The organism is Longimonas sp., from assembly GCF_040409695.1.
Lineage (GTDB): Bacteria > Bacteroidota > Rhodothermia > Rhodothermales > Salinibacteraceae > Longimonas.
This window is the reverse complement of sequence record NZ_JARWGJ010000136.1, coordinates 1-21,724: the sequence shown is the minus strand read 5'-3', so window position 1 is coordinate 21,724 and position 21,724 is coordinate 1. Positions and strand designations below refer to the sequence as shown.

The window sequence follows — 21,724 nt, the reverse complement described above, 5'->3', positions numbered from 1 at the left end:
TTAACGCTTCGTATCCCGCTTGCTGCTTTCCCTGATCCGTGATTCAATTATGCAGACGACCCCCGATGTATTAGATGCGATTCGTACCCACGCAGCCGAGGGCTACCCGGAAGAGATCTGCGGCTTTCTGCTGGGCACCATGCAGGAGGGGACGAACGTCGTGACGGCGATTCACCGTGTTGATAACGAGCAAGATACCAACCGCGAGCGGCGCTATCTCATTCCGCCCGGGGCCTTTCGGGATGCACAGCAGGCAGCTCGCACCGAGGGGCACGACATCGTCGGCATCTACCACTCGCACCCCGACCACCCCGCGGAGCCGTCGGAGACCGATCTGCAGCAGGCCACCTTTCCCGGGTATACCTATGCAATTGTCTCTGTAGATGCGGGCACGCCTCAGGAGTGTACCGCGTGGCAGCTGGCTCCCGATCGCTCTCGCTTCGACGAAGAACCGATTCACACAGAGGCTGAAGCCTCTCGTTAACCCGCTGACTATCCCTTTAACCGCACTACGTTTATGAGCTCACCAACGATTACCATCGAGATCCCAACCCCGCTGCGCAGCTTCACCGACGACCAGGCTACGGTAGAGGTTGAGGGGGCGACCGTAGATGAGGCCCTCGACGATCTCGTTGCCCGCTACCCCGACCTGAAGAGCAATCTGTACACGGAGGATGGGGAGCTGCGGCAGTTCGTAAATATCTACGCGGGCGACGATGATATTCGCTATCTCGACGGGACCGACACTGCCCTTGAAGATGGCACCGCGCTCTCCATTGTGCCATCCATTGCAGGCGGGTGACTCTCCTATTCTGGCACTCTTTTGTCTCAGCAAACCGACGCTCCTATGTCTACTACAACTGCCGAACCGGTGCTCTCGACCGACGAGCTGCGCCGCTACAATCGCCACTTAACGCTCCCCGAGTTTGGACGCGAAGGCCAGGAGAAGCTCAAACAGGCTTCGGTGCTGCTCGTGGGCGCGGGCGGACTGGGCTCGCCGGCGGCCACCTATCTGGCTGCTGCTGGCATCGGGCACATCGGGCTGGTCGACTTTGACACCGTTGAAGCCTCGAATCTGCAGCGCCAGATCCTGTACGGTACCAGCGATATTGGCCGCCCTAAGCTCGACGCTGCCGAAGAACGCCTGCGCGACCTGAATCCGCACGTCGACATCACACGCCATGAGGTGCGGCTGAGCAGCGAGAATGCGCTCGATATCATCGATCGGTACGACGTGGTGGCCGACGGCACCGACAACTTCCCGACGCGCTACCTGGTAAACGATGCCTGCGTGCTTACCGGCACCCCGAACGTCTACGCCTCCATCTTTCGGTTTGAGGGGCAGGTCTCGGTCTTCGCCACCGAAGACGGCCCCTGCTACCGCTGCCTCTATGAGGAGCCGCCGCCCCCCGGGCTTGTGCCGTCGTGCGCTGAAGGCGGTGTGCTGGGCGTTCTGCCGGGACTGGTCGGCACGCTGCAGGCCACCGAAGTCATCAAGCTGATCACCGGCATGGGCGATCCGCTCATCGGGCGCCTGCTCATGGTGGATGCGCTACGCATGAACTTCCGCACGCTCACCGTACAGAAAAATCCGGATTGTGTGATCTGCAGCGATAACGCCACGCAGACGGAACTGATTGACTACGAAGCGTTTTGCGGCATCCCCGACCCTGACGAATCAACCGATGACGATATGGCCGTTCCCGAAACGACTGTTCAACAGCTAAAAGACGCCCGCGACAACGGCGATGCTCCGTTCCTGCTCGACGTGCGCAAGCCCCACGAAGCCGACATCGCCTCAATCGATGCCGACCAGCTGATTCCAGTTGATGAGCTTGCGAGCCGCCTCGATGAGCTCAAGGCCCCGAAAGATAAGCCCGTCGTGATACACTGCCGCTCGGGCGCACGCTCCGAACGCGCTACCGAGTTTCTGCGTCAGCAAGGCTACGACGCCTCAAACCTGAAGGGCGGCATCCTGGCATGGAGCGAGGAGATCGACGACAGCGTGCCTACGTATTAAGTGTCTACGTATTAAGCTACGTTAGGCTGCGCGCTGCACCCCGTGCAACCATTCAGACCCCGTTCTACGTAAAAGCGTCCTGCCTTCATCAGGACGCTTTTGCTTTCTTTGCTCACTGCCCTGTACTCTGTGTCTCCCACACTTCGTCTTTTTATTTGTAGCATCTGTGCCAGTCTGCTGCTTATGTTTGCCTGCGGAGGGTTGCCTTACGAAAGCGCAGCGCAGCAGGCTACGCAGCGTGCCAGCGAAGCCACCCACGACAGCCCCGAAGATCGCCCGCTGGTACGCCGCGTTCGTATCGAAGGCAACGAGACCATCCGCACCTCGCGCATCCAGCAACGCATCCAGACGCAGGCAAACCGGCGCATCTTGAGCATCCCCGGCTTCACGTGGTGGCGCTGGGTCTATCAGTTTGGAGATACAATCGGAGGGCGTGTGGGCGATGCGTTCCGATCGAGCGGCGAAGCCCCTGCCTACCTCGACCGTAGCATCGTTCAAAATGATGTGGAGCGCCTGCAGGTGTTCTACGAGCAGCAAGGGTTTCGGGAAGCCGAGATTGAGTTCGAGGTGCATGAAACAGACCGCGACGACCGGGTTACAGTGCACTTCCTTATTGATGAGGGGCCACCTACCTATCTGCGATCGATCGAATACGCTGGCATTCAGGGCGCCCCCGAGTCTGTACAGGCCGAGATCATAAACGAGTCGGTCTTTGAAGATGCGGTCTCAGCAGACGGCAATCCGTTTCAGCTGCAGATCGAAGGGCAGCGCTACGTGACCCCTCTGCTCCTTGAGGAACGTCAGCGTGTGCTGCGCGCGCTGCGCAATGGCGGATACGCGGCGGTCTCGCGCGACTCCATTCGTGCACTGGTGTATACGCCACAGCCCGACTCGTTCGACGTCGAGATGCGCGTTCGCACCGGCACGCGCTACCGGTTCGGCGACGTTCGCTTCAGCGTTGAAGGGCCCACGCCCGAAGCCGATACGCGCCGCTCATCGCTTCAGGTAGACGTGGACAGCAGCGCCGGGTATACGCCTACGGTAACCGCAACCATCGCTTCAGAGCGGCGTCTGAGCGAGGCGTTACTGCAGCGTGCGCTTCAGTTCACACCGGGCACGTACTACAGCCAGGAACGCCTGCTCGCCACCAAACGCCGCCTCGAAGGAACGGGGGTGTTCACGTTTACGAATCTCTCGCCCCAGCTGGCGGAGGCGCACCCGATCCCCGAAACCGATGAAGCACTCGTTCCCGTGCAGATAGAAGCGCGAACGCGCGAGCGGCATCAGCTGCGTGCCGAAACGTTTGCGCTGCAGCGTGAGGTCATTACCGACGTTGAGAACGAGCTCGGGCTGGGCGTGGGGCTCACCTACGAGAACACCAACCTGCTGGGTGGGGGCGAGCGCTTTCAGATGCGCACAGCGGCTTCGGTCGCCACCAACCTCGACTCCCTCACATCGGTACAGCTCGAAGCTGCGCCCTCGCTTACGCTTCCGTATCTCATCTACCCGTTTGGCGGACTCGACCGCTGGTTTCGGCTTGCGGATGCGCGCACACGCATCTCGCTGAGTGCGCTCACCGCTCGCCGCGACGACCTGCGCCTGCGTATACGTGCTCGCATCGGCGCCCAGCTGCGGTTGGAGCTTGACCACACCGAATCACTGCGATCGCTGATTGACGTTGTGGACCTGAGCGTGAGCAATCCCGATACGCTCGACCAGTTTAGCGAGCGCTTTCTCGACCGGGTGCTGGGCACGGGCGACCAGACCGGCATCACCGACCCGGTGCAGCGCACACAGATTATTGAGGACTACACCGAGCCGCAGTTCAACAGCGCCATGCGCTACACGCTGCAGTCGATCACCGCCAACCCACTGCGCCGCAATCAGGGCCACGTCTACGAAGGCTCCGTCGAGGTCGGTAACCTCATCCCGCTTGCTCTTGATTGGTTTGCGTTTTCACCGGGCACGCTGTCGAATTCCGTTCCCGGGCTGGGCGGTCAGTCGCTGCTCTATCGGCCCTATGTGCGCGGACAGGTCGACCTGCGCCGCTACATTCCGGTCGGCCAGCGGTCTACGGTGGCGCTTCGTGCGTTTGGCGGGGCCGCGCATCCTTTTGGGATTCCCGATGTGGTTCCCTTCGACCGGCGCTACTTCAGCGGCGGCGGAAACAGCGTGCGCGGCTGGGCCCTCCGCGAACTGGGTCCGGGCAGCGCCACGCTCCTCTCTCCTGATACCGCCCCCAACATGACCTCCGATGCCGATATTGCCAATATTCTCGGGGGCGATATCAAGCTGGAGGCGAACGTCGAGTTTCGCACGCGCATCATCCGGCAGCTGCTGGCTGCCGACTGGCTGCTCACCGGGTTCGTTGATGCCGGAAACGTATGGTTCGGCCCGCGCAACCCCGGCCTGGCTGCTGCCCCCGACGACGAGGTGCTCAAGCGCGCCAGCGGACGCTTTCGCCTCCCCGAGGCCGCCCAGGAGATTGGCGTCGGCTCGGGCATCGGGTTGCGGCTCGCCTGGGAGTTCTTTATCGTGCGATTGGATCTTGCCTACCGCGTGCACGACCCCTCGCCCCTGCAGGACGATATCTTTCGCAACGGATTTCGCGACCCGCGCCTGCACTTTGGTATCGGTCATGCGTTTTAGATAACGCGTCCCGACGTATCTCTCCTTGCTTTTGCCTGTTTCTATGTCTGTCTTCGGATTTGTGCGACGCACCACGCAGCGCCTCTACACGCAGCTTCAGGAAGCCGGCACCGATGCCGAAAAGGAGCGCGCCCGCGAGGCACTGCGGGCCACCACCGTGTTCGGGGCTTGCTCCAGCCGCACCCTGGGCGCGCTCGCCTCAGCCATGCACCCGCGTACGTATCAGCCCGGCGAGGTGATCTACCACGAAGGCGACCCCGGACTTGGCCTGTACGTGGTGGAGGAAGGCCAGGTGCGCCTCTGCGCCGACTGGGAGCACGACCGCACCGACATGCGCATTGTAGAGTCGGGGGGACTGTTCGGGGCCCTCTCGCTGGCGGGCGACTTCCGCCGCATGGAAACGGCCGAGGCCATCACCACGGTGCGGGTCTACGGACTCTTCCGGCCCGACCTCAGTAGCTTAAACAACCGTCACCCGCACGCTGCCATCGAGGCGCTCCAGACCCTGAACCGCCTCATGGCCCGCCAGTACATCGACCTGATTGACGTCATTGCCGACCGCGATGGCGATGAGGTCGCGCTGCAGAGCTACGCCGAGGCCAGCGCCCGCGCCACAGAGGCGGCCTCTTCCAGACCAACGTAGACGTAGCGCAGGGAAGTCAGAACGCACGCCGCGAATTGCTACTGGATTGCCGCTGGATTGCCTGCCTCACATGCTGCAATCCTGATACATTCCTACGTGTAGGCATGCACGAATGGATCTCACCTGCGCAGCGCGGGTTTCTCTACGCTGTGTTTTTCTGTCTCGCACCCTGCTGTCATGGGCCCGCTCTCCACGCTCAACCACTACTTCTGGCGGTACAAGTACCTGTTCATTCCAGGGCTGCTGTGCACGATGATCTCGGCGGGGTTCCAGATTACGGTACCCATGGTTGTGCGCCAGGCTATCGACAGCATTCCGCGCTTTGTGCGGCTCTACAACGTCTTTGAGAGCGGCACCATCCAGAGCAGCCTCTACGTCTATTTCTTTACCGGACTCCTGCTCTTTGCGCTGGTGATCGTGGCGCTCACCATCATCAGTGGTATCTTTAAGTTCTTGATGCGCCAGACCGTCGTGGTGGCGTCGCGCCATATCGAGTACGACCTGCGCAACGAACTGTACGACCACCTGCAGAAGCTCTCGCCAGCGTTCTATCAGAACTACTCCACAGGCGACGTTATCACGCGCTCGACCGACGATATCGAGAAGGTGCGGCGCTACATCGGGCCGGCTATCATGTACGTGACGCGCTCGCTCGTGATGGTGCTCGTTGCCGTGTCGGTCATGTTCGTGATCTCGCCCCGCCTCACGCTGTATGCGCTCGCGCCCATGCCGCTACTCGCCGTGGCGGTGTTCTTCATGGCGCACATGGTGCACGTGCGCAGCGACCGCCTGCAGCAGCAGTACTCCTCGCTCACGAGCCGCATCCAGGAAGCACTGGCCGGGATGCGCGTCCTAAAAGCTTACACGCGCGAGGGCTCCGAGTCCAAAGCACTCAACAAGGAGAGCGACAGTTACAAATGGCGCAACCTCGACCTGGCCCTTGTCGAGGCCGCCTGGCGCCCGGCGTTCCTGCTCATTGTGGGCATGTCAACGATTATCGTCGTGTGGATGGGCGGCCAGATGGTGATGGAGGGGGTCATTACCATCGGCAACATCGCCGAGTACATCATCTACGTGAACCTCATGACGTGGCCGGTGGCCTCGCTCGGGTTCGTGATTACCATGATTCAGCGCGCCTCCGCCTCGGTCATCCGCCTGAACAAGATTCTGGATACCGAGCCCACCATCGCCGATAGCGAACAGACCGATCACTCGATCACCGACCTCAAGGGGCGCATCACCTTTCGCGATGTCTCGTTCCAGTACGACGATGAAGAAGCCCCCGCGCTCGACCGCGTCAGTTTCGACCTGCCCGCAAACGGTACGCTCGCGGTTGTTGGACGCACCGGCGCCGGAAAGACGACCCTCGTCGAGATGATCCCGCGCTTCCTCGACCCCGACAGCGGCACCGTCGAAATCGACGCACGCGACGTGCGATCTATCCCGCTCGATACGCTGCGCACCCACATCGGCTACGTGCCGCAAGATGTGTTTCTGTTTAGCGACACCGTCGCCAACAACATCGCGTTTGGCGCGCTCGACGCCGACCGCGAAACGATCAAAGAGGCCGCGCGCGAGGCCGACCTGCTCGGGAACGTGAAGGAGTTCTCTGATGGGTTCGACACGTACGTGGGCGAGCGCGGCATTACGCTTTCGGGCGGACAGAAGCAGCGCACCTCTATTGCCCGCGCGCTCATCCGCAACCCACGCATCCTGATCTTCGATGATGCGCTCTCGGCTGTCGACACGCGTACCGAGCAGCGCATCCTGAAGCGCCTGCGCGAACGCCAGGGCGACCAGACGCTCGTCATCGTAACCCATCGCATGTCGGCCGTGCAAGACGCCGATCTCATTCTGGTAATGGACGAGGGCCGCATCGTGCAGAAAGGCACGCACGAGGAGCTGATCAACGAGGATGGGCTCTACGCTACGCTCTGCCGCAAGCAGCAGCTCGCGCAAGAGATCGACTCGATGGAGTAGCCGATGGCATATGCCACGAATATATACGACGTAGCGCTGTTTTACGCGAGGTCAATTACGTGAGATCGGTCACGGCGCGCTCGTCGCCGGTAAGCTGCTCGGGGTCGATCTGGTCTTTCAAGTGCGCAATGCGGTCGTGGATGTCGAGCGGAAGCGGGGTGTCGGGCGTCGATGCCTGCAGCAGCGCCTCGTATAACGCAAGCGCCCGCACGTGGCAGTGCTGTCCCTGCACAAACCGGTCCTGGCGGCGCAGCAGATCGCCTTGGTGGCGCAGCATATCCGCAACCTGCAGCGCCAGATCGGTCGAGAGCGAGCCGTCTATGGTGCAGTGCGCAATCGCATCTGCTACCGGACGCTCGTGCAGCGGCAGCGTGCCCGGCTCGGTCAGGTCGTCGAGGGCCTCCGCGATCTCGTGCTGCGCCTCGTCGGTGCGGCCGTCGCTGATGAGCGCAAGGGCTTCGGCCAGCGCCTCGGTCATCTGCTGAATCTGACGCATGAGCACATCTTTCTGAATCATGGCGCGCTGCTATTTTGTGAAGGCAGACTTGTAAAGGCAGACTCGTAAAGGCAAACGGCAATAGATCGTTGCAGAGGGATGCAGAGGGATGCGGGGCGCTGGCGGCTTGCGTTCACGAATTGACGCGTGCATCTGAAGCGCTCGTCTCCTCTTGCGAGGCCGATTCACCATCCGAAGGGTCTCCGTTCGGGGATGGGGATGATCGTCGCTGCCAGCGATAGAGCATCGCATCCAAAAGAGCCACCCCACCGCCCAGCGTGCCCAGCACCGCCAGTGCGGGTCCGGGTGCCCAGATGACCCATCCGCCCAGCGTGCCCAGCACCGCCCCCAGGTACTTGATATACGTGAGCTGCGTGTTGGTGGTGCGTTTCAGGAGGCGCTCCAGCTGACGCTCGTCGTAGGCGCGCACTTTCTCCAGGATGATGCGGTCGATAGGCACGTGCTGGATGAGCCGCGACAGCACGAGGGTGCTGGTGGCGTCGACCGCCTGGTGGTGCAGGCGGAGGTACGCCGGGAAGCGCTCGGCGGTCGTCACAATCTCGTGCGACAGGCGCGGCGCGGCCTGCGGCAGCTCGGCCAGCAGCGCTTCGACATGCTCCTCGACAAGATCGGGACGCAGGTTACGCACCGTACGCAGCATCCACCCCGACATGCCCGGGATGTTTTCGTGCTCCAGCGCTTCGAGCACCGTCTGGCGCAGCCGATCTTGCGTGGCTGGCGCATCGAGCACATCGTGAAGCGCATCGCGCAGCCAGTCCGATAGCGCCTCCTGAAAGGCAGGGTCGTTCATCAGGTCGTGTGTAAGCGTGGTAGTGGCCCGCCGCAGCCGGGCAGGCCACTCGTTCGCACGCAGGGTATCCTGCAAGATCTCCGCGTTGATCAGCTCGTCTGATACCGCTTTGGCGAGCCGATGCGCAACGTACTCACGCTGCGCCGGCACCAGCCCTTGCCCGATGATCGGGCGCTTCTCGCGGGGCTGAAACAGCATGGTGATGGCCAACCAGTTTGTGCTAAACCCGATGAGGCCGCTCACGCACAGGATGCGAAGCAGCCCCTCAGCCGGAAGCGTAACGACCCCGAGGTTCCACACCACCCCGTCGAAGTCCCACACGAACGAGAGCACAAACCCGATGGCGAGGAGCACCGGTACGGTACGGAGCACCGGAAGCCAACGCGCGTGCGCGCTATCATTTTTCGGGGGCGGGTCCGGACGCGCGGTCTCGCTGGTGGAGGCCGTGTGCCGAAGCAGATGCCGGAGCAACGACCGCGTGCGGCGCTCGGAAGAGGGGGAAGCCATCGTATCCCTACAGGAAGTACAGAGCGGAGGGGAGCATAGCCGTCAGAGCCGTCGTAGAGCGAGGCGCTAAAACACGCGCATCAGCGTCATGTCTTCGAGGTAGCGATGAGGGTTTTCCTGGATGTCGCGCAGCAGATCGTCGAGCCGCACCGTTACCGAGTCGATGTTGTTGTAGAGACTGGGATCGTTGGCAAGGCGGCCGAGGGTGCCCTCGCCCGACTCAATCTGCTCGGAGATTGCGCCAAGGGCCGAGGTGGTGCGTTCAAGGTTGGCGAGGTTCTGCTCCAGGCGGTCGAGACTGCGATTCACGCGCTGCACCGTTACGCCCAGCGTGTCAGCGTTCTCGCTGGTGAAGGCGTGCAGGTCGGCGGTGAGTCCCTCCAGGTTCTGGATCGTGCGGCGCAGGGTTTCTTCTTCGCCGTCGGTCACCGATTCAAGATTGGCAGAGACGGTACGCAGCGAAGCCAGCGTCTGCTGCAGGTCGCCCCCTTCTTCCATCTGCTGGGCCAGCGCCTGTGTTAGGCGTGCGGTGTTGGTGATTGCCGTATCGGCTTGCGACGTGATCTCAGGGCCGCGCTGCGTGAGCTGGTCGATTATGCCGGGTCCGTCGGGGGTTTCGATGGTGCTGCCCGGCTGCAGGGGCGGGTTGGAGGCAGGGCCGGGCCGGATGCCGAGGCGCACGCCGCCGAGGGCCGAGAACCCTTTCACTTCGGCGATAGATCCTTCGGGAATGAGCACGTCGTCGTTCACGCGAAACCGTACCCGTACCACCTCGTCGTCTTGGCGAAGCCGCACGGACTCGACCGTGCCTACGTTCACGCCACTCAGCCGCACCGGATTGCCCGAAGACAGCCCGCTTACGTTATCAAAGTCGGCAACCAGGATGTAGCTGCCACGAAAGAGTGGCAGGTCTTGAAAGTAGCGCACCCCCACAACAAGCACAACGGCGGCCAGGATGATGGAGATGCCGACTTTAAGTTCATTACTGTATTTCATGAAGGTGCGTAACGCGTGGTCTGATTACGAAGGAGAAGAGGCGGTGCGAGGCGTGCCTACATGGTACTCGTTGGCAGTCACAAACGAGTCGAGCACGGTATCTTTTCGTGCATGGATGTCATCGACGGGTCCTACCCAGTGTAGCGTCTTTCCGTAGAGGAAGGCGGCCCGGTCAGCAATATTAAACACCGAGTGCATGTCGTGCGTCACGACTACACTGGTTACGTTCATCTCTTCAGCCAGATGCTGGATGAGATCATCGATGGTGTTCGACGTTTCAGGGTCGAGTCCGCTGGTGGGCTCGTCGTACAGAATGTATTTTGGCTTCAGCGCAATAGCCCGTGCCAGGGCAACACGCTTCCGCATCCCCCCGGAAAGCTCGGCCGGTTTTTTCGGGCCCACGTCGGGCATCCGTACAAGCGAGAGGCATTCTTCGACGCGGTTGTTCACTTCGTCTGCTGCAAGATCGGAGAAGTACTGCAGCGGAAACGCGACGTTCTCGAACGACGTCATCGAGTCGAAGAGTGCCCCGCCCTGAAACAGCACGCCAAAGCGCTTGCGCACCTCGCGCAGCTTCTGGTACGACACCGAGCAGATGTCAACATTGTCAACCAGCACGCGGCCTCTGTCGGGCGAGAGCAGCCCCACAATGTGTTTCATAAGGACGCTCTTTCCCGACCCGGAGCGCCCAATAATTGCGAGCGTCTCGCCATCTTCAATGTCAAGCGATACATCTTCGAGTACGTCTAACGTACCGAAGCTCTTGTGCAGGTTCTGGATTTCGATCATGAGCAATGCAAGTCCTGAAACGGATGCAACAAGCGAAGACGTACGCGACAACACGAGTCCATACGTCGAAGGGCCGAGAGGTTAGCGCATTAGAGCAGAAGAATGGCCAGGGCCAGGTCGGCCAGGAGCACAAACACACAGCTCTGTACGGCGGCCTCTGTTGTGCTTTGCCCTACGCCTTCTGCGCCGCCCTGGGTGTAATACCCCTTGTAGCAGGCAATTGAGGTGATGATAAACCCAAACGTGACCGACTTGATCAGCCCAAAGTACGGATCGAACGGCTGGTAGAACTGGCGCGCACCTTCGACAAACTCCGTCGTACTGAGCAGTCCGCCTGCCTCTGCAATGAGGATGCCGCCACCAATGCCAATCAGGCACGCAAAGATGTAGAGCACCGGAAACATCACGATGCCTGCCAGCACGCGGGGGAGAATGAGGAAGCTGATGGAGTTGAGGCCCATCACTTCAAGCGCATCGATCTGCTCAGACACGCGCATGGTGCCCAGCTCAGCCGCGATCCGCGCGCCAACGCGCCCGGCCAGGATGAATGCGGTGATCACTGCAGCCAGCTCCAGCATCATAGACGGAACGACGATGGAGCCAATAATCGTGTTGGGCACGAACGACTCCTGCAGTTGATAGGCGGTCTGTACGGTAAGTACCGCTCCAGTGAACGCAGCGGCCAGAGCAACGATCGGCACCGAGTCCACGCCGATGCGCACCATCTGCGTCACGAAGTTTCCCCAGTACGTACGCACCTCACCCATCGACGAGAAGGCACGCCCCAGCAAGATAAAGTACTTGCCGATAGCTTCCAGAGGAGCAAGTAGACGGTCAGTCACCAGGGCATAAGGATCAGCGAACAGATTGCGAATGGGGGCGAAGCAGCCGGCATACGGCGTGGATCAGTAGGTTTCACCCCTAAGCTGCAGATAAGCACAAGTCGTAACGACAGCAGTAGGTGCATGCCACGCCCGGCAGAATGGTTCCTGTTAACGTGGTATCCTCCGGATGCTTCATTGCACCAGCGAGGCAGATTTCCCATATAATGCGTCGTACCTGCGCTGTACGGGAGCGAACAGGACCCGGTGCCTCCGCTTACATTCTTGTGCGCATCTGTTTGCACACCTGCTTTGGTTCCCTTTCGTACATTTCATTACACCATATGGGTTCGTCATCACGCTACGTCTGCCAGGAATGTGGACACACCGCCCACAAATGGATGGGCAAGTGCTCTGGCTGCGGCGCCTGGAATACGCTGGTCGAGGAAAAGCCAGCGTCTAAGGTAAAAGCCCGTGTCCCGAAATCGCCCTCGCGCAGCAATGGGGATACCACGAATCCCCCTGAACCGATTACCGACGTAGAGCTCGGCCCCGAAACGCGCCTCGAAACGGGCATGGCCGAGTTCGACCGCGTTATGGGGGGCGGTATCATGCAGGGCTCGTTCAGCCTCATTGCGGGCGACCCGGGCATCGGGAAGAGCACGCTGATGACCGAGTTGGGGCGCTTCTTGCCCGACCGTACTATCCTATACGTAACGGGCGAGGAGTCGAAGCGGCAGGTCAAGCTGCGTGCGCAGCGCCTCGGTGTAGATAGCGATCAGCTGCTTCTGCTTGCAGAAACCAATGTCGAGGCCATTGGCGCTGCCGTGCGCTCCTGCGACCCCGACCTGCTCATTGTAGACTCAATTCAGACGATCTTTCGCCCCGATCTGTCGAGCGCGCCGGGGTCGGTCAGTCAGGTACGCGAAAGCACCGCCTCGCTGCTCAAGATCACCAAAGAAGACGAGTTTTCAACGTTCCTGGTCGGCCATGTAACCAAGAAGGGCACGATCGCCGGACCGCGTGTGCTGGAGCATATGGTGGATACGGTGCTGTACTTCGAAGGCGACCGCCACCATGCGTTCCGCATTCTGCGTAGCGTGAAGAATCGCTTTGGCGCGGCCAACGAGATCGGGGTGTTCGAGATGCGCGAAACCGGCCTGCACGAAGTCCCCAACCCCAGCGAGATTTTTCTTTCGGAGCGCGGCTACGGGGTAAGCGGCTCGGCAGTGGTCTGTTCGATGGAGGGCACCCGGCCCATCCTTGTAGAGGTGCAGGCGCTCGTGTCGCCCAGCTCGTACGGCACCCCCCAGCGCACCGCAACTGGGTTCGAGTACTCGCGCCTGCAGATGCTGCTGGCGGTGCTGGAGAAGCGGGTCGGACTCGCGTTCTCAGACCACGACGTGTTCATCAACATCGCGGGCGGTGTGAAGCTGAACGAGCCTGCCGTTGATCTGGGCACCGCGGTGGCGGCGGTGTCGTCGTTCCGCGACGTGCCTACGGATACCAACGCCGTGCTCATTGGTGAGGTCGGACTCGGGGGCGAGATTCGCACGGTGAGTCAGCTGGGGCCTCGCCTGAAGGAGGCCGCGAAGCTCGGGTTCGAGCGGGCGGTGGTGCCCGCCAACAACCTCGAACACACGACCGCGCCGGAGGGCATCGACGTGATCGGGGCCAATACGCTCCGGGATGTACTCGACACGGTGCTATAGCGCCGGACTGTAGTACTGGACCGGGGCGCCGGACTGGGGCGCCTCGTGAAACGGTACACCGGGTCAGTGCTGAAGCACGGCCTCACGATACGCCTGCATCGTGGGCTCGATGACGGGCGCCGGGGTGGAGCGCTGCATCACGGCCTGGAGGGCCTCGGGTACCGGCACCGTTTCGCCGATGAGCGGCTCCACCACGGTGTCGAACTTGGCCGGGTGCGCCGTGGCCACCAACACCCAGTGGGCATCGTCGCGCTGCTCGCGCGCGGCAGCTGCCGTGGCGGTATGCGGATCCCACACCGTATCCCACACCGCCGGCCCCTGCTGGATCTGCCGTTCGATCTCGGCATCCAACACCTGCACCGCATCACCCTGCGCACGCACCGAATCCACATCCGGCCAGTGGTGACGCAGGCGCTCCATGTTGCTCGGGTCGCCCACATCCATCGCCGTGGCCAGGGTCTCCCGCGTGGGGTGCGGCTCCCAGGTGCCCGTTTCCAGAAAATCGACGACCGGACGGTTTTCGTTGGTGGCCATCACAATCTCGCGGATCGGACTGCCCATCGCACGCGCATAAAACGCCGCAACCGCGTTGCCCAGATTGCCGGAGGGCACGATGAATCCAGGCGCCTCGCCGTGGCGCGCTACATACCAGCGGCTGGCGGCAGCGTAATACGTAAGCTGCGGCAGCAAGCGTCCCACATTGATGCTGTTGGCCGAAGACAAACGCTTTTCCGTCGAGAGCACCTCATCCTGAAACGCCCCCTTCACCAGGCGCTGGCAATCGTCAAAATCGCCGTTGACGGCCAGCGTGCGCACGTTCTTATCCCACCCGGTCAGCTGCTTCTCCTGACGCTCCGAGACGCGTCCCTTCGGATACGACACCACCACCTCCACGTTGGGCTTTTCATAGAACGCAGCGGCCACCGCCGCCCCCGTATCCCCCGACGTAGCCACCAGAATCGTGATCGGCTGGTCGGCACCTTCATTGAGATGCGAAAGCGCCGCCGCCAAGAAGCGCGCGCCCACGTCTTTAAACGCAGCCGTAGGCCCGTGAAAGAGCTCCAGCACCGCCGTATTGCGCCCCAGGTCACGCAGCGGCACCGGAAACGAGAACGTGTCGGCACAGACCTCCGCGAGCACAGGCGCAAGCGGATCGTCTTCGAAGTAGGGCGCCAGCATGTGCGTAGCAATGTCAGCAATGTCGCCCGAAGGCGCTTCGGCAGGATCCACCTGCGGAAACGAGGCGGGTACGTAGAGTCCACCATCGGGCGCCAGGCCCCGGGTCAGGGTTTCAGACGGCGTTGCGCGGTGGTCGGAGTCGCGGGTGCTTACGAAATGCATGCGGGGGCAGGGTGTGTTCAGGGGGATGCGAGAGGGCGGTCGTTACGACGAGGGGTCGGGCATACCCGGTGGCCCCGACGCTCGTTCAGCCGCCCGTTCAGCGCGCCCGGCTTCGTCATGCAGTTCAGCGCGGAGGCGCGGCAGCGCGTCGGGATACGTCTTCTGCAGATAGGCCACGATCTTCTCGCGGACCTCGCAGCGGAGCTCCCACAGGTCGGGGGCGCTGCGGGCGCTCATCAGCGCACGCATCTCTACCGTACGCTCGGTGGTGTTCGTCACGTGCAGACGCCACACGCGCCCGTCGTAGTACTCCGAGTCCTCGACAATCTCACCCAGCGCAGTACGTACCTCGTCAAACGGCACCGTATGATCTACATAGAGAAACACCGTACCGAGCAGCTCCGACGTTTCGCGTGTCCAGTTCTGAAAGGGCTGTTCAATGAAGTACGTGATGGGCACCACAATGCGGCGCTGATCCCACACGCGCACCACCACATAGGTGAGTGTGATCTCCTCAACCCATCCGAAATCCCCCTCCACGATCACCACATCATCAACGCGAATCGGCTGCGTGAACGCCACCTGAAACCCGGCTACGATCGTGCCAATCGTGCGCTGGGCCGCGAATCCAACAACAATACCGACAACGCCTGCCGAGGCCAGCAGTCCGGTACCCAGACTGCGGAAAGTCTCATACTCAAACAGGATGATGCCAAGCGCCACCACACTTATGACAATGATGGCGATGCGCCGCAGCAGCCGCGTCTGCGTTACGACCTTGCGAGCGCGCAGGTTGTCCGCCTCGTCGATCGAGAAACGATCCGCGATCAGATCCTCAATGGCGTGGATGCCCGCTACAAGCAGCCATGCGATACCCACCACGAATAGCGTGTGCATTGCAGCACGCAGCCCCTCCTCCAGCGCCGGATCGGCCGCCGGGCCAAACACGGGAAGAAGCGCCCGAACAACCAGAAGCGGAATCAGCAGCTGCAGGGGACGATAGCTGCGGTCCAGCAGGCTCGTGCGCAGGGGGCTATCGCCGCCCAGGCGGGTGTTCAACGCACGCATCCCCCAGAATGCTACGGCGTGGAGAACGAGTCCGATAGTAACAGCGGCCGCCATCCAGGCGGTTGTGTAGAGAAAAAGCTGCATCGGTACGTAAAAGCGATTGAGAGGCAATCAGGAGCGCAAAACGGTTTTACGTCTCTGATGGTGCGTCTGATGGCGCGTCCACCCGCCGCGTGCCTGTGCTGGCCACGGGGGCAGTCCAGATGTCAGCGTCTAAGTCTTCGGTGGCGAAGGCGCGGCGCATGGCGGTGCCTACGCGCTCGGCGACGGCGGCGTCGGGACACCACGCAAAGACGCTGGGTCCGGCGCCCGAAATGGAGCCGCCCAGTGCGCCGGCCTCGCGGGCGGCAGCCTGCACGGCAGCAAAGCCGGGAATGAGGCGCGCCCGGTGCGGCTCAATCATCACGTCGCGCAGTGAGCGCCCAATGAGTGGCAGGTTGTTCTGCGCACATCCCGCCACGAGCGCAGCCAGGTTGGCGCTCTGCTGCACGGCAATGGGCACGGGCACTGCCTCGGGTAAAACGGCGCGGGCGGAGCGGGTGGAGATCTGCATGTGGGGGTGTGCCAGTGCGGCGTGCAGGCCCTCAGGCACCGAAATGGGCACGACATCGATCGGGTCGAGGCTGCGCGTGAGCGCTACACCGCCATAAACCATGGGCACTACGTTGTCGCCATGAAGCGCCCCGCTGGCCACTTTTTCGCCGAGCAGCGCGTAATGCAGCACCTCGTCGTCGGTCAGGGGCGGGTCGACCAGGACCTGCGCGGCTTTCATGGCGGCCACTGCCGAGGCGGCGGACCCGCCCATGCCCGAGCTCAGCGGAATGCCCTTGTGGATGTGCACGCGAAAGCCGTACGGCAGGTCGCGATCGGCCAGCAGCGCCAGTAGGCCCACCGTGGCGGTGTTCGCCTTCGGCTGACGCGGCAGCTCCGTTACGCATCCGGTTATCGAGCCAATCTCGACAGTCGGGTGGTCAATGCGCTCGATGCGCACGCGGTCGTGCACCGCATCGAAGGCCCCGCCCAGCACGTCGTAGCCTACGGCCACATTGCCGATGGATCCGGGGGAGCGGGCCGTGGCGGTGGTGGGGATGGCGTCGGATTGGGTATCGATGTCTGTTGCCATATGAACCGTGTCGATTTGTATTGTACTTGCATTGTACATCGCGGGTAGGGACACGGCGCGCCGTGTCCGTACGGGCGGAATTGCCACGGATGCACGGAGTCGGTGCCTGTTACGCATCCACAATACGCAGCAGGTCAGCAAACACGCCCGCGGCCGTCACATCGGGTCCGGCACCGGGGCCCTGCACGATGAGCGGGTTCTCGTTGTAGCGTTCGGTGCGGAACTGCACGATGTTGTCGGTGCGGTGGATGCGCGCAAACGCATGCTCGTCGTCGTATCGCCCCAGGCGCACCGACGCCTCGCCGGTGTGGTCGACCGCTCCTACAAACCGAAGCACCTGTCCGGCCGCGCGGGCCTCGCGCAGAATGTTCGTCATGGCCTCGTCGTGCTCGGGCAGGCCCGCCATAAACGCATCCACCGAACCATCGGTAAGCGCATTGGGCACCAGGCTCTCCACCGCAACGTCGTCGAGCGTAATGTCGAGCCCCATCTCGCGCCCGAGAATGACCACCTTGCGGGCTACGTCCATCCCCGACAGGTCGTCGCGCGGGTCGGGCTCGGTGAAACCGTTGGCCTTCGCTTCGCGCAGAATATCGGAAAACGCGCGCTCGCCGTCAAATGCGTTGAAGAGGTACGACAGCGTGCCCGACAGAATCCCCTCAATGCGCAGCACGCGGTCGCCGGTTTCGACCAGGTTGTTCAGCGTCTGAATGATGGGCAGCCCGGCCCCCACGGTCGTCTCATAGAGGTATCGGGCGGATGCGGAGCGCCGGGCCTGTTGTAGCGCGCGGTACGCCGAGAGCGGCGCGGTGCTCGCTTTTTTGTTGGGCGTCACCACGTGGATGCCCTGCTCCAGCCAGCGGGTATATCGCGCTGCCACAGCCGGACTCGACGTGCAGTCGATGAGCACCGCGTGCGGGTGGTAGTCGGTCTGGACGTGGTCGGCCAGCACGTCGAGGTCGCTCGGATGCGCCTGCTCGCGGAGCGCCTCCTGCCAGCCGTCCAGATCCAGGCGCTGCTCATCGAGTGCCATGTAGCTGCTGTTGGCAATGCCGCGCACCCGGATATCAATGCGCTGCTCCTCACGCAGCCGCTCGGCCTGCGAGTCAAGCTGTGCGAGGAGCGCTCCGCCCACATTGCCCGGTCCGATGATGCCTACCGAGAGGGTGTGGTTCGAGAGGTAGAACCCGGCGTGCGCAGCGCGCAGCGCCCTGGTGGCGTCGTCGCCATCGACCACAGCGGTGATGTTGCGCTCGGAGGAGCCCTGTGCCATGGCCCGCACGTTCACGCCCGCCTGTCCGAGCGCGCCGAAGAACGTGGCGGCGATGCCCGGCGTGCCCGCCATCCGATCGCCCACCACCGCAAGCACGCTGCACCGGTCGGTTACCTGCACCGGATGCAGGTGGCCCTGGTGAATCTCGGCATAGAAGGCGTCTTCGGCAGCGGCGCGGGCGGCATCGGCCTGGGCCTGGGGCACCGCGAAGCAGATGGAGTGCTCCGAGCTGCCCTGCGAGATAACGACCACCGACACGTTCGCATCTTCCAGCGCGCTAAAGAGCCGCCGGGCGATCCCCGGAACGCCCATCATCCCCGACCCTTCCAGATTGACCAGCGCCAGGTCGTTGATCGTAGCAAAGCCCTTCACGGGGCGCTCCGTTTCGCCGTTCAGGTGGATGCGGGTGCCCGGATCTTCCGGTGAAAAGGTGTTGCGGATGTGGATGGGTATCTCACGGTCGAACGCTGGGGCCAGCGTACGCGGATGGATCACCTTTGCGCCAAAGTAGGCCAGCTCCATGGCCTCCTGATACGAGATCGCGTCGAGGCGCTGCGCGTCGGGCACCAGGCGCGGGTCGGCGCTCATCACGCCATCTACGTCGGTCCAGATATGCACCGCGCTGGCCTCCAGTAGCGACGCAACGATCGCTGCCGAAAAGTCGCTGCCGTTGCGTCCGAGCGTCGTTGGGGCCCCCTTTGGCGTAGACGCCACGTAGCCTGTTACGATCAGCACGTCGGCCTCGGCATGCTCTGCACGCCAGCGCTCCCAGCGTGTACGCGTGGCCTCGCGGTCGACCGTCGGCCCCATCGTGTCGTGACGCACGATGAGCACGTCCCGCGCATTCAAGAAGGCCGATTGCACCCCCGCATCTGCCAGGCGGGCATGCAGGAGCCGTGCGCTCCAGACCTCGCCGAATCCTGCAATCAGGTCACGGGCTGTGTCCGATACCGTGCCGAGGAGCTCGCCGGTCTGCAGCACATCGCGAATGGTCTGCACGTCGCGATCCACCGCGTTGGCCGCATCGCGGGCCGCGCTTTCGCTGAGCACGGCATGCACATACTCGTGCTGCGCCTGCCGGATCGCCTCGGCTTGTTCGAGACGCGCTTTGTGCGGCTGCGTTGTGTCAGCAAGTGCAAGCAATCTGTCGGTTGTGCCTCCCATGGCCGATACGACGGTAGCGCACGGGGGATTGCACTGCTGAATGAGCGTAGCGACATGCTTGAGGCGGTCGGCATCGGCAAGACTGGTACCGCCAAACTTATAGACGGTCCACGGAGACGGGTCGGGCATAGAACAACAGGTGTTGAGGGGCAAGCAGTTCAGTTGACGTGCGCTTAACGGATGCGCCCGTTAAGCGGTTGCATGCGGGGAGGCACAGATAATAAACATGATCACCGGAGGGGCGAAACGACCGACGAAGTAAACAGATCAACCGCCACCGCGATACACCAGGCGCTACCGTGTGGCAACGCAATTTCTACGACCACATCATCCGCAACCGCCGTTTCCTGCATCGCATCCGCCGGTACATTCACGACAACCCGGCCCGGTGGACACAGAATCGATTCCATTCGCACGGATGAGCACTCAACGGATGAACACTCACACAACAACACGCCCGGCCTCCCATGCAGGGCGACCGGGCGCGGTTGGTGCCAGCGATGAACGTACGCGGCATCACCCACATCCGCTACTCGTGCCACACGCCGGGCAGATGTAGCAGGCGCCGCTGCGCACGGTGATCGTGCCGCAGTTGCTGCAGGGCGGCGAATCCTCCTGGTTCTTGTAGGTGGTTTTCGCTGTGGTCTGCATGGCCGCCTTCTGGGCCGGGGCGTCGCTCGCGGTCTCTATGAAGGCATCGATGGTCTGACCGATAAGCGAGTCCTCGTCGTCGACCGGCTGGGCTTGCTTGGATGCCGGCGTCTCGGACGCGGGCGCGTTCATCGTTCCGAAGTCGAGTTCGGCCTGGGCGGTGTCGGAGGCCGCTTCGCCGCTACGGGTGTTCTGCCCCATAGCGGCGGACTTAGGGTTTTCGGTACCCTCCGCCACACCGGACGTCTTTGGTTCCGCATCCAGAAACTTGATGGATAGGTATCGGAAGATGTAGTCCATCATCGACTTGGCGATGGGGATCTGCTTGTTGTTGGTGAAGCCGCTTGGCTCAAACCGCATGTGGCTGAACTTGCGGCACAGATCCTCCAGCGGCACGCCATACTGCAGCGCAATCGATACGCTGGTGGCAAAGGCATCCATCATGCCGGCAAGGGTCGAGCCCTGTTTGGCAATGGTGATGAAGATCTCACCCGGCTGCTCGGTCTCAGGATAGAGCCCCACCGTCAGGTAGCCTTCGTGCCCAGCAATCGAGAACTTATGCGTGATCGACGGACGCTCATCCGGCAAACGCTTGCGGGTCGGCTTGTACACGACCTTCTCGCGGATCTCCGGGTCGGCAGGCTCGGCGTCAGGCATCGCGCCGTCGCCCGAGGGTTCGGCCTGGGCGGCGGCCTCCTTGGCAGCGGCTTTCTCGGCGTCGGACTTCTGCGTGTTGCCGCCTTCGCTGGTCGACAGGGGCTGACTCCGCTTCGAGTTCTCGCGGTAGATCGCGACCGCCTTACAGCCGACCTCCCAGCCTTTCTGGTAGGCATCGGCGATGTCGTCGGGGTCGACGTTCTCGGGCATATTCACGGTCTTGCTGATGGCCCCCGAGACGAACGGCTGCACCGCGCCCATCATCTTGATGTGGCCGAGGTGGTGAATCGACCGCTCGCCGTTGTTTGGCGCAAATGCGCAGTCGAATACCGGCAGATGCTCATCTTTGAGCTGCGGCGCGCCCTCGATCGTATCGTGCTCGTCGATATAGGCGATGATCGCCTCGATCTCATTTTCGGAGTAGCCCAGGCGGTTCAGTGCCAACGGCACCGTCTTGTTCACGATCTTGAACATGCCTTCCCCATCGCCGGCCAGCAGCTTGTACTTCACCAGTGCAATATCGGGCTCAATGCCGGTGGTATCGCAATCCATGAAGAAGCCAATGGTGCCGGTAGGTGCCAGTACCGTGGACTGCGCATTGCGGTAGCCGTGGCGCTTGCCCAGCGCGACCATGCGTTCGGCGCTCTCGTGCGCAGCCTGCAGCAGATCATCCGGGCAGTTGTCGCGGTCGATGTCGTGCACCGCATCGCGATGCATGCGCATCACGTTGAGCATCGGCTCTTCGTTCGTGGCATATTCCTCAAACGGACCAATGCCCTTGTTCGCGGCAATCTCGGCGCTGCGCGCATACGCTTCGCTGTGCTCAATCGCCATGATGGCCCCCGCCACGGCGCGACCTTCGTCGCTGTCGTACGGCAGCCCCATCGCCATGAGCAGCGCACCGATGTTGGCGAAACCAAGTCCGAGCGGACGCAGCCGGTGGCTGTTTCGGGCAATGGATTCGGAAGGATAGCCGGCGTTATCCACCAGAATCTCCTGGGCCGTAATGTAGATGCGCGCCGC

Annotated in this window: 18 protein-coding genes; 7 read left to right on the top strand and 11 right to left on the bottom strand. The window is 62.4% G+C overall.

Features of this window, described 5'->3' with window-relative positions; translation table 11 throughout:
- The first annotated feature begins 19 nt into the window (after positions 1 to 19).
- From PPP56_RS08535 to PPP56_RS08510, 6 genes are all read left to right on the top strand, one after another.
- The gene (locus tag PPP56_RS08535; RefSeq protein WP_353563621.1) at positions 20 to 484 is read left to right on the top strand and encodes a M67 family metallopeptidase; all 465 of its coding nucleotides are present in this window, start codon (positions 20 to 22) and stop codon (positions 482 to 484) included.
- A gap of 33 nt (positions 485 to 517) precedes the next feature.
- Entirely contained in the window at positions 518 to 802 is a 285-nt protein-coding gene (locus PPP56_RS08530; RefSeq protein ID WP_353563620.1) for a ubiquitin-like small modifier protein 1, read from the top strand.
- Positions 803 to 847: 45 nt separating this feature from the next.
- Positions 848 to 2,020, top strand: coding sequence for a molybdopterin-synthase adenylyltransferase MoeB (gene moeB, locus PPP56_RS08525; RefSeq protein WP_353563619.1), 1,173 nt, complete (start codon positions 848 to 850; stop codon positions 2,018 to 2,020).
- Positions 2,021 to 2,203: 183 nt separating this feature from the next.
- Positions 2,204 to 4,669 carry a BamA/TamA family outer membrane protein gene (locus tag PPP56_RS08520; RefSeq protein WP_353563618.1) on the top strand — a complete coding sequence of 822 codons (2,466 nt, stop codon included), beginning with the start codon at positions 2,204 to 2,206 and terminating at the stop codon, positions 4,667 to 4,669.
- A 43-nt stretch (positions 4,670 to 4,712) separates the two neighbouring features.
- Entirely contained in the window at positions 4,713 to 5,312 is a 600-nt protein-coding gene (locus tag PPP56_RS08515; RefSeq protein ID WP_353563617.1) for a Crp/Fnr family transcriptional regulator, read from the top strand.
- A 177-nt stretch (positions 5,313 to 5,489) separates the two neighbouring features.
- Positions 5,490 to 7,292 (top strand): ABC transporter ATP-binding protein, encoded by a 1,803-nt coding sequence (locus PPP56_RS08510; RefSeq protein ID WP_353563616.1) that lies wholly within the window; start codon positions 5,490 to 5,492, stop codon positions 7,290 to 7,292.
- Between the two features lie 55 nt (positions 7,293 to 7,347).
- On the opposite strand, the gene PPP56_RS08505 is transcribed toward PPP56_RS08510, so the two are convergent.
- The 5 genes from PPP56_RS08505 to PPP56_RS08485 all read right to left on the bottom strand — a co-directional run bounded on the left by PPP56_RS08505 (position 7,348) and on the right by PPP56_RS08485 (position 11,733).
- Positions 7,348 to 7,809 carry a hypothetical protein gene (locus PPP56_RS08505; protein ID WP_353563615.1) on the bottom strand — a complete coding sequence of 154 codons (462 nt, stop codon included), beginning with the start codon at positions 7,807 to 7,809 and terminating at the stop codon, positions 7,348 to 7,350.
- Positions 7,810 to 7,921: 112 nt separating this feature from the next.
- The gene (locus tag PPP56_RS08500) at positions 7,922 to 9,106 is read right to left on the bottom strand and encodes a DUF445 domain-containing protein (RefSeq protein WP_353563614.1); all 1,185 of its coding nucleotides are present in this window, start codon (positions 9,104 to 9,106) and stop codon (positions 7,922 to 7,924) included.
- Positions 9,107 to 9,172: 66 nt separating this feature from the next.
- A complete protein-coding gene (locus tag PPP56_RS08495) occupies positions 9,173 to 10,102 on the bottom strand; it encodes an MlaD family protein (protein WP_353563613.1) in 930 nt (309 codons plus the stop codon).
- A 24-nt stretch (positions 10,103 to 10,126) separates the two neighbouring features.
- The gene (locus PPP56_RS08490) at positions 10,127 to 10,891 is read right to left on the bottom strand and encodes an ABC transporter ATP-binding protein (RefSeq protein WP_353563612.1); all 765 of its coding nucleotides are present in this window, start codon (positions 10,889 to 10,891) and stop codon (positions 10,127 to 10,129) included.
- Between the two features lie 89 nt (positions 10,892 to 10,980).
- Positions 10,981 to 11,733, bottom strand: coding sequence for an MlaE family ABC transporter permease (locus tag PPP56_RS08485; protein WP_353563611.1), 753 nt, complete (start codon positions 11,731 to 11,733; stop codon positions 10,981 to 10,983).
- 323 nt (positions 11,734 to 12,056) lie between these two features.
- Between PPP56_RS08485 and radA the strand changes: the two genes are divergently transcribed.
- The gene (radA, locus tag PPP56_RS08480) at positions 12,057 to 13,424 is read left to right on the top strand and encodes a DNA repair protein RadA (protein ID WP_353563610.1); all 1,368 of its coding nucleotides are present in this window, start codon (positions 12,057 to 12,059) and stop codon (positions 13,422 to 13,424) included.
- Positions 13,425 to 13,487: 63 nt separating this feature from the next.
- Here radA and thrC read toward each other — a convergent pair whose 3' ends face one another.
- The 6 genes from thrC to PPP56_RS08450 form a co-directional block, all read right to left on the bottom strand.
- Entirely contained in the window at positions 13,488 to 14,765 is a 1,278-nt protein-coding gene (gene thrC, locus PPP56_RS08475; protein ID WP_353563609.1) for a threonine synthase, read from the bottom strand.
- Positions 14,766 to 14,807: 42 nt separating this feature from the next.
- Positions 14,808 to 15,917: a mechanosensitive ion channel family protein gene (locus PPP56_RS08470; protein ID WP_353563608.1), complete on the bottom strand. Its 1,110-nt coding sequence runs from the start codon at positions 15,915 to 15,917 to the stop codon at positions 14,808 to 14,810.
- Positions 15,918 to 15,963: 46 nt separating this feature from the next.
- Positions 15,964 to 16,956 (bottom strand): homoserine kinase, encoded by a 993-nt coding sequence (locus PPP56_RS08465; RefSeq protein ID WP_353563607.1) that lies wholly within the window; start codon positions 16,954 to 16,956, stop codon positions 15,964 to 15,966.
- Between the two features lie 109 nt (positions 16,957 to 17,065).
- Positions 17,066 to 19,522 (bottom strand): bifunctional aspartate kinase/homoserine dehydrogenase I, encoded by a 2,457-nt coding sequence (thrA, locus tag PPP56_RS08460; protein ID WP_353563606.1) that lies wholly within the window; start codon positions 19,520 to 19,522, stop codon positions 17,066 to 17,068.
- A 101-nt stretch (positions 19,523 to 19,623) separates the two neighbouring features.
- The gene (locus tag PPP56_RS08455) at positions 19,624 to 19,803 is read right to left on the bottom strand and encodes a hypothetical protein (RefSeq protein ID WP_353563605.1); all 180 of its coding nucleotides are present in this window, start codon (positions 19,801 to 19,803) and stop codon (positions 19,624 to 19,626) included.
- Positions 19,804 to 19,909: 106 nt separating this feature from the next.
- Positions 19,910 to 21,724, bottom strand: a 1,815-nt coding sequence (locus tag PPP56_RS08450; protein ID WP_502912569.1) for a ribonucleotide reductase barrel domain-containing protein, incomplete at its 5' end; no start/stop codon positions are given.

What these genes read in the sequence shown, in the direction of transcription:
- PPP56_RS08465 (WP_353563607.1), bottom strand. Translation starts at nt 16,956, where the DNA reads ATGGCAACAGACATCGATACCCAATCCGACGCCATCCCCACCACCGCC.
- PPP56_RS08530 (WP_353563620.1), top strand. Translation starts at nt 518, where the DNA reads ATGAGCTCACCAACGATTACCATCGAGATCCCAACCCCGCTGCGCAGC.
- PPP56_RS08470 (WP_353563608.1), bottom strand. Translation starts at nt 15,917, where the DNA reads ATGCAGCTTTTTCTCTACACAACCGCCTGGATGGCGGCCGCTGTTACT.
- PPP56_RS08520 (WP_353563618.1), top strand. Translation starts at nt 2,204, where the DNA reads ATGTTTGCCTGCGGAGGGTTGCCTTACGAAAGCGCAGCGCAGCAGGCT.
- PPP56_RS08515 (WP_353563617.1), top strand. Translation starts at nt 4,713, where the DNA reads ATGTCTGTCTTCGGATTTGTGCGACGCACCACGCAGCGCCTCTACACG.
- thrA (WP_353563606.1), bottom strand. Translation starts at nt 19,522, where the DNA reads ATGCCCGACCCGTCTCCGTGGACCGTCTATAAGTTTGGCGGTACCAGT.
- PPP56_RS08495 (WP_353563613.1), bottom strand. Translation starts at nt 10,102, where the DNA reads ATGAAATACAGTAATGAACTTAAAGTCGGCATCTCCATCATCCTGGCC.
- radA (WP_353563610.1), top strand. Translation starts at nt 12,057, where the DNA reads ATGGGTTCGTCATCACGCTACGTCTGCCAGGAATGTGGACACACCGCC.
- moeB (WP_353563619.1), top strand. Translation starts at nt 848, where the DNA reads ATGTCTACTACAACTGCCGAACCGGTGCTCTCGACCGACGAGCTGCGC.
- PPP56_RS08455 (WP_353563605.1), bottom strand. Translation starts at nt 19,803, where the DNA reads ATGGAATCGATTCTGTGTCCACCGGGCCGGGTTGTCGTGAATGTACCG.
- thrC (WP_353563609.1), bottom strand. Translation starts at nt 14,765, where the DNA reads ATGCATTTCGTAAGCACCCGCGACTCCGACCACCGCGCAACGCCGTCT.
- PPP56_RS08510 (WP_353563616.1), top strand. Translation starts at nt 5,490, where the DNA reads ATGGGCCCGCTCTCCACGCTCAACCACTACTTCTGGCGGTACAAGTAC.
- PPP56_RS08490 (WP_353563612.1), bottom strand. Translation starts at nt 10,891, where the DNA reads ATGATCGAAATCCAGAACCTGCACAAGAGCTTCGGTACGTTAGACGTA.
- PPP56_RS08500 (WP_353563614.1), bottom strand. Translation starts at nt 9,106, where the DNA reads ATGGCTTCCCCCTCTTCCGAGCGCCGCACGCGGTCGTTGCTCCGGCAT.
- PPP56_RS08505 (WP_353563615.1), bottom strand. Translation starts at nt 7,809, where the DNA reads ATGATTCAGAAAGATGTGCTCATGCGTCAGATTCAGCAGATGACCGAG.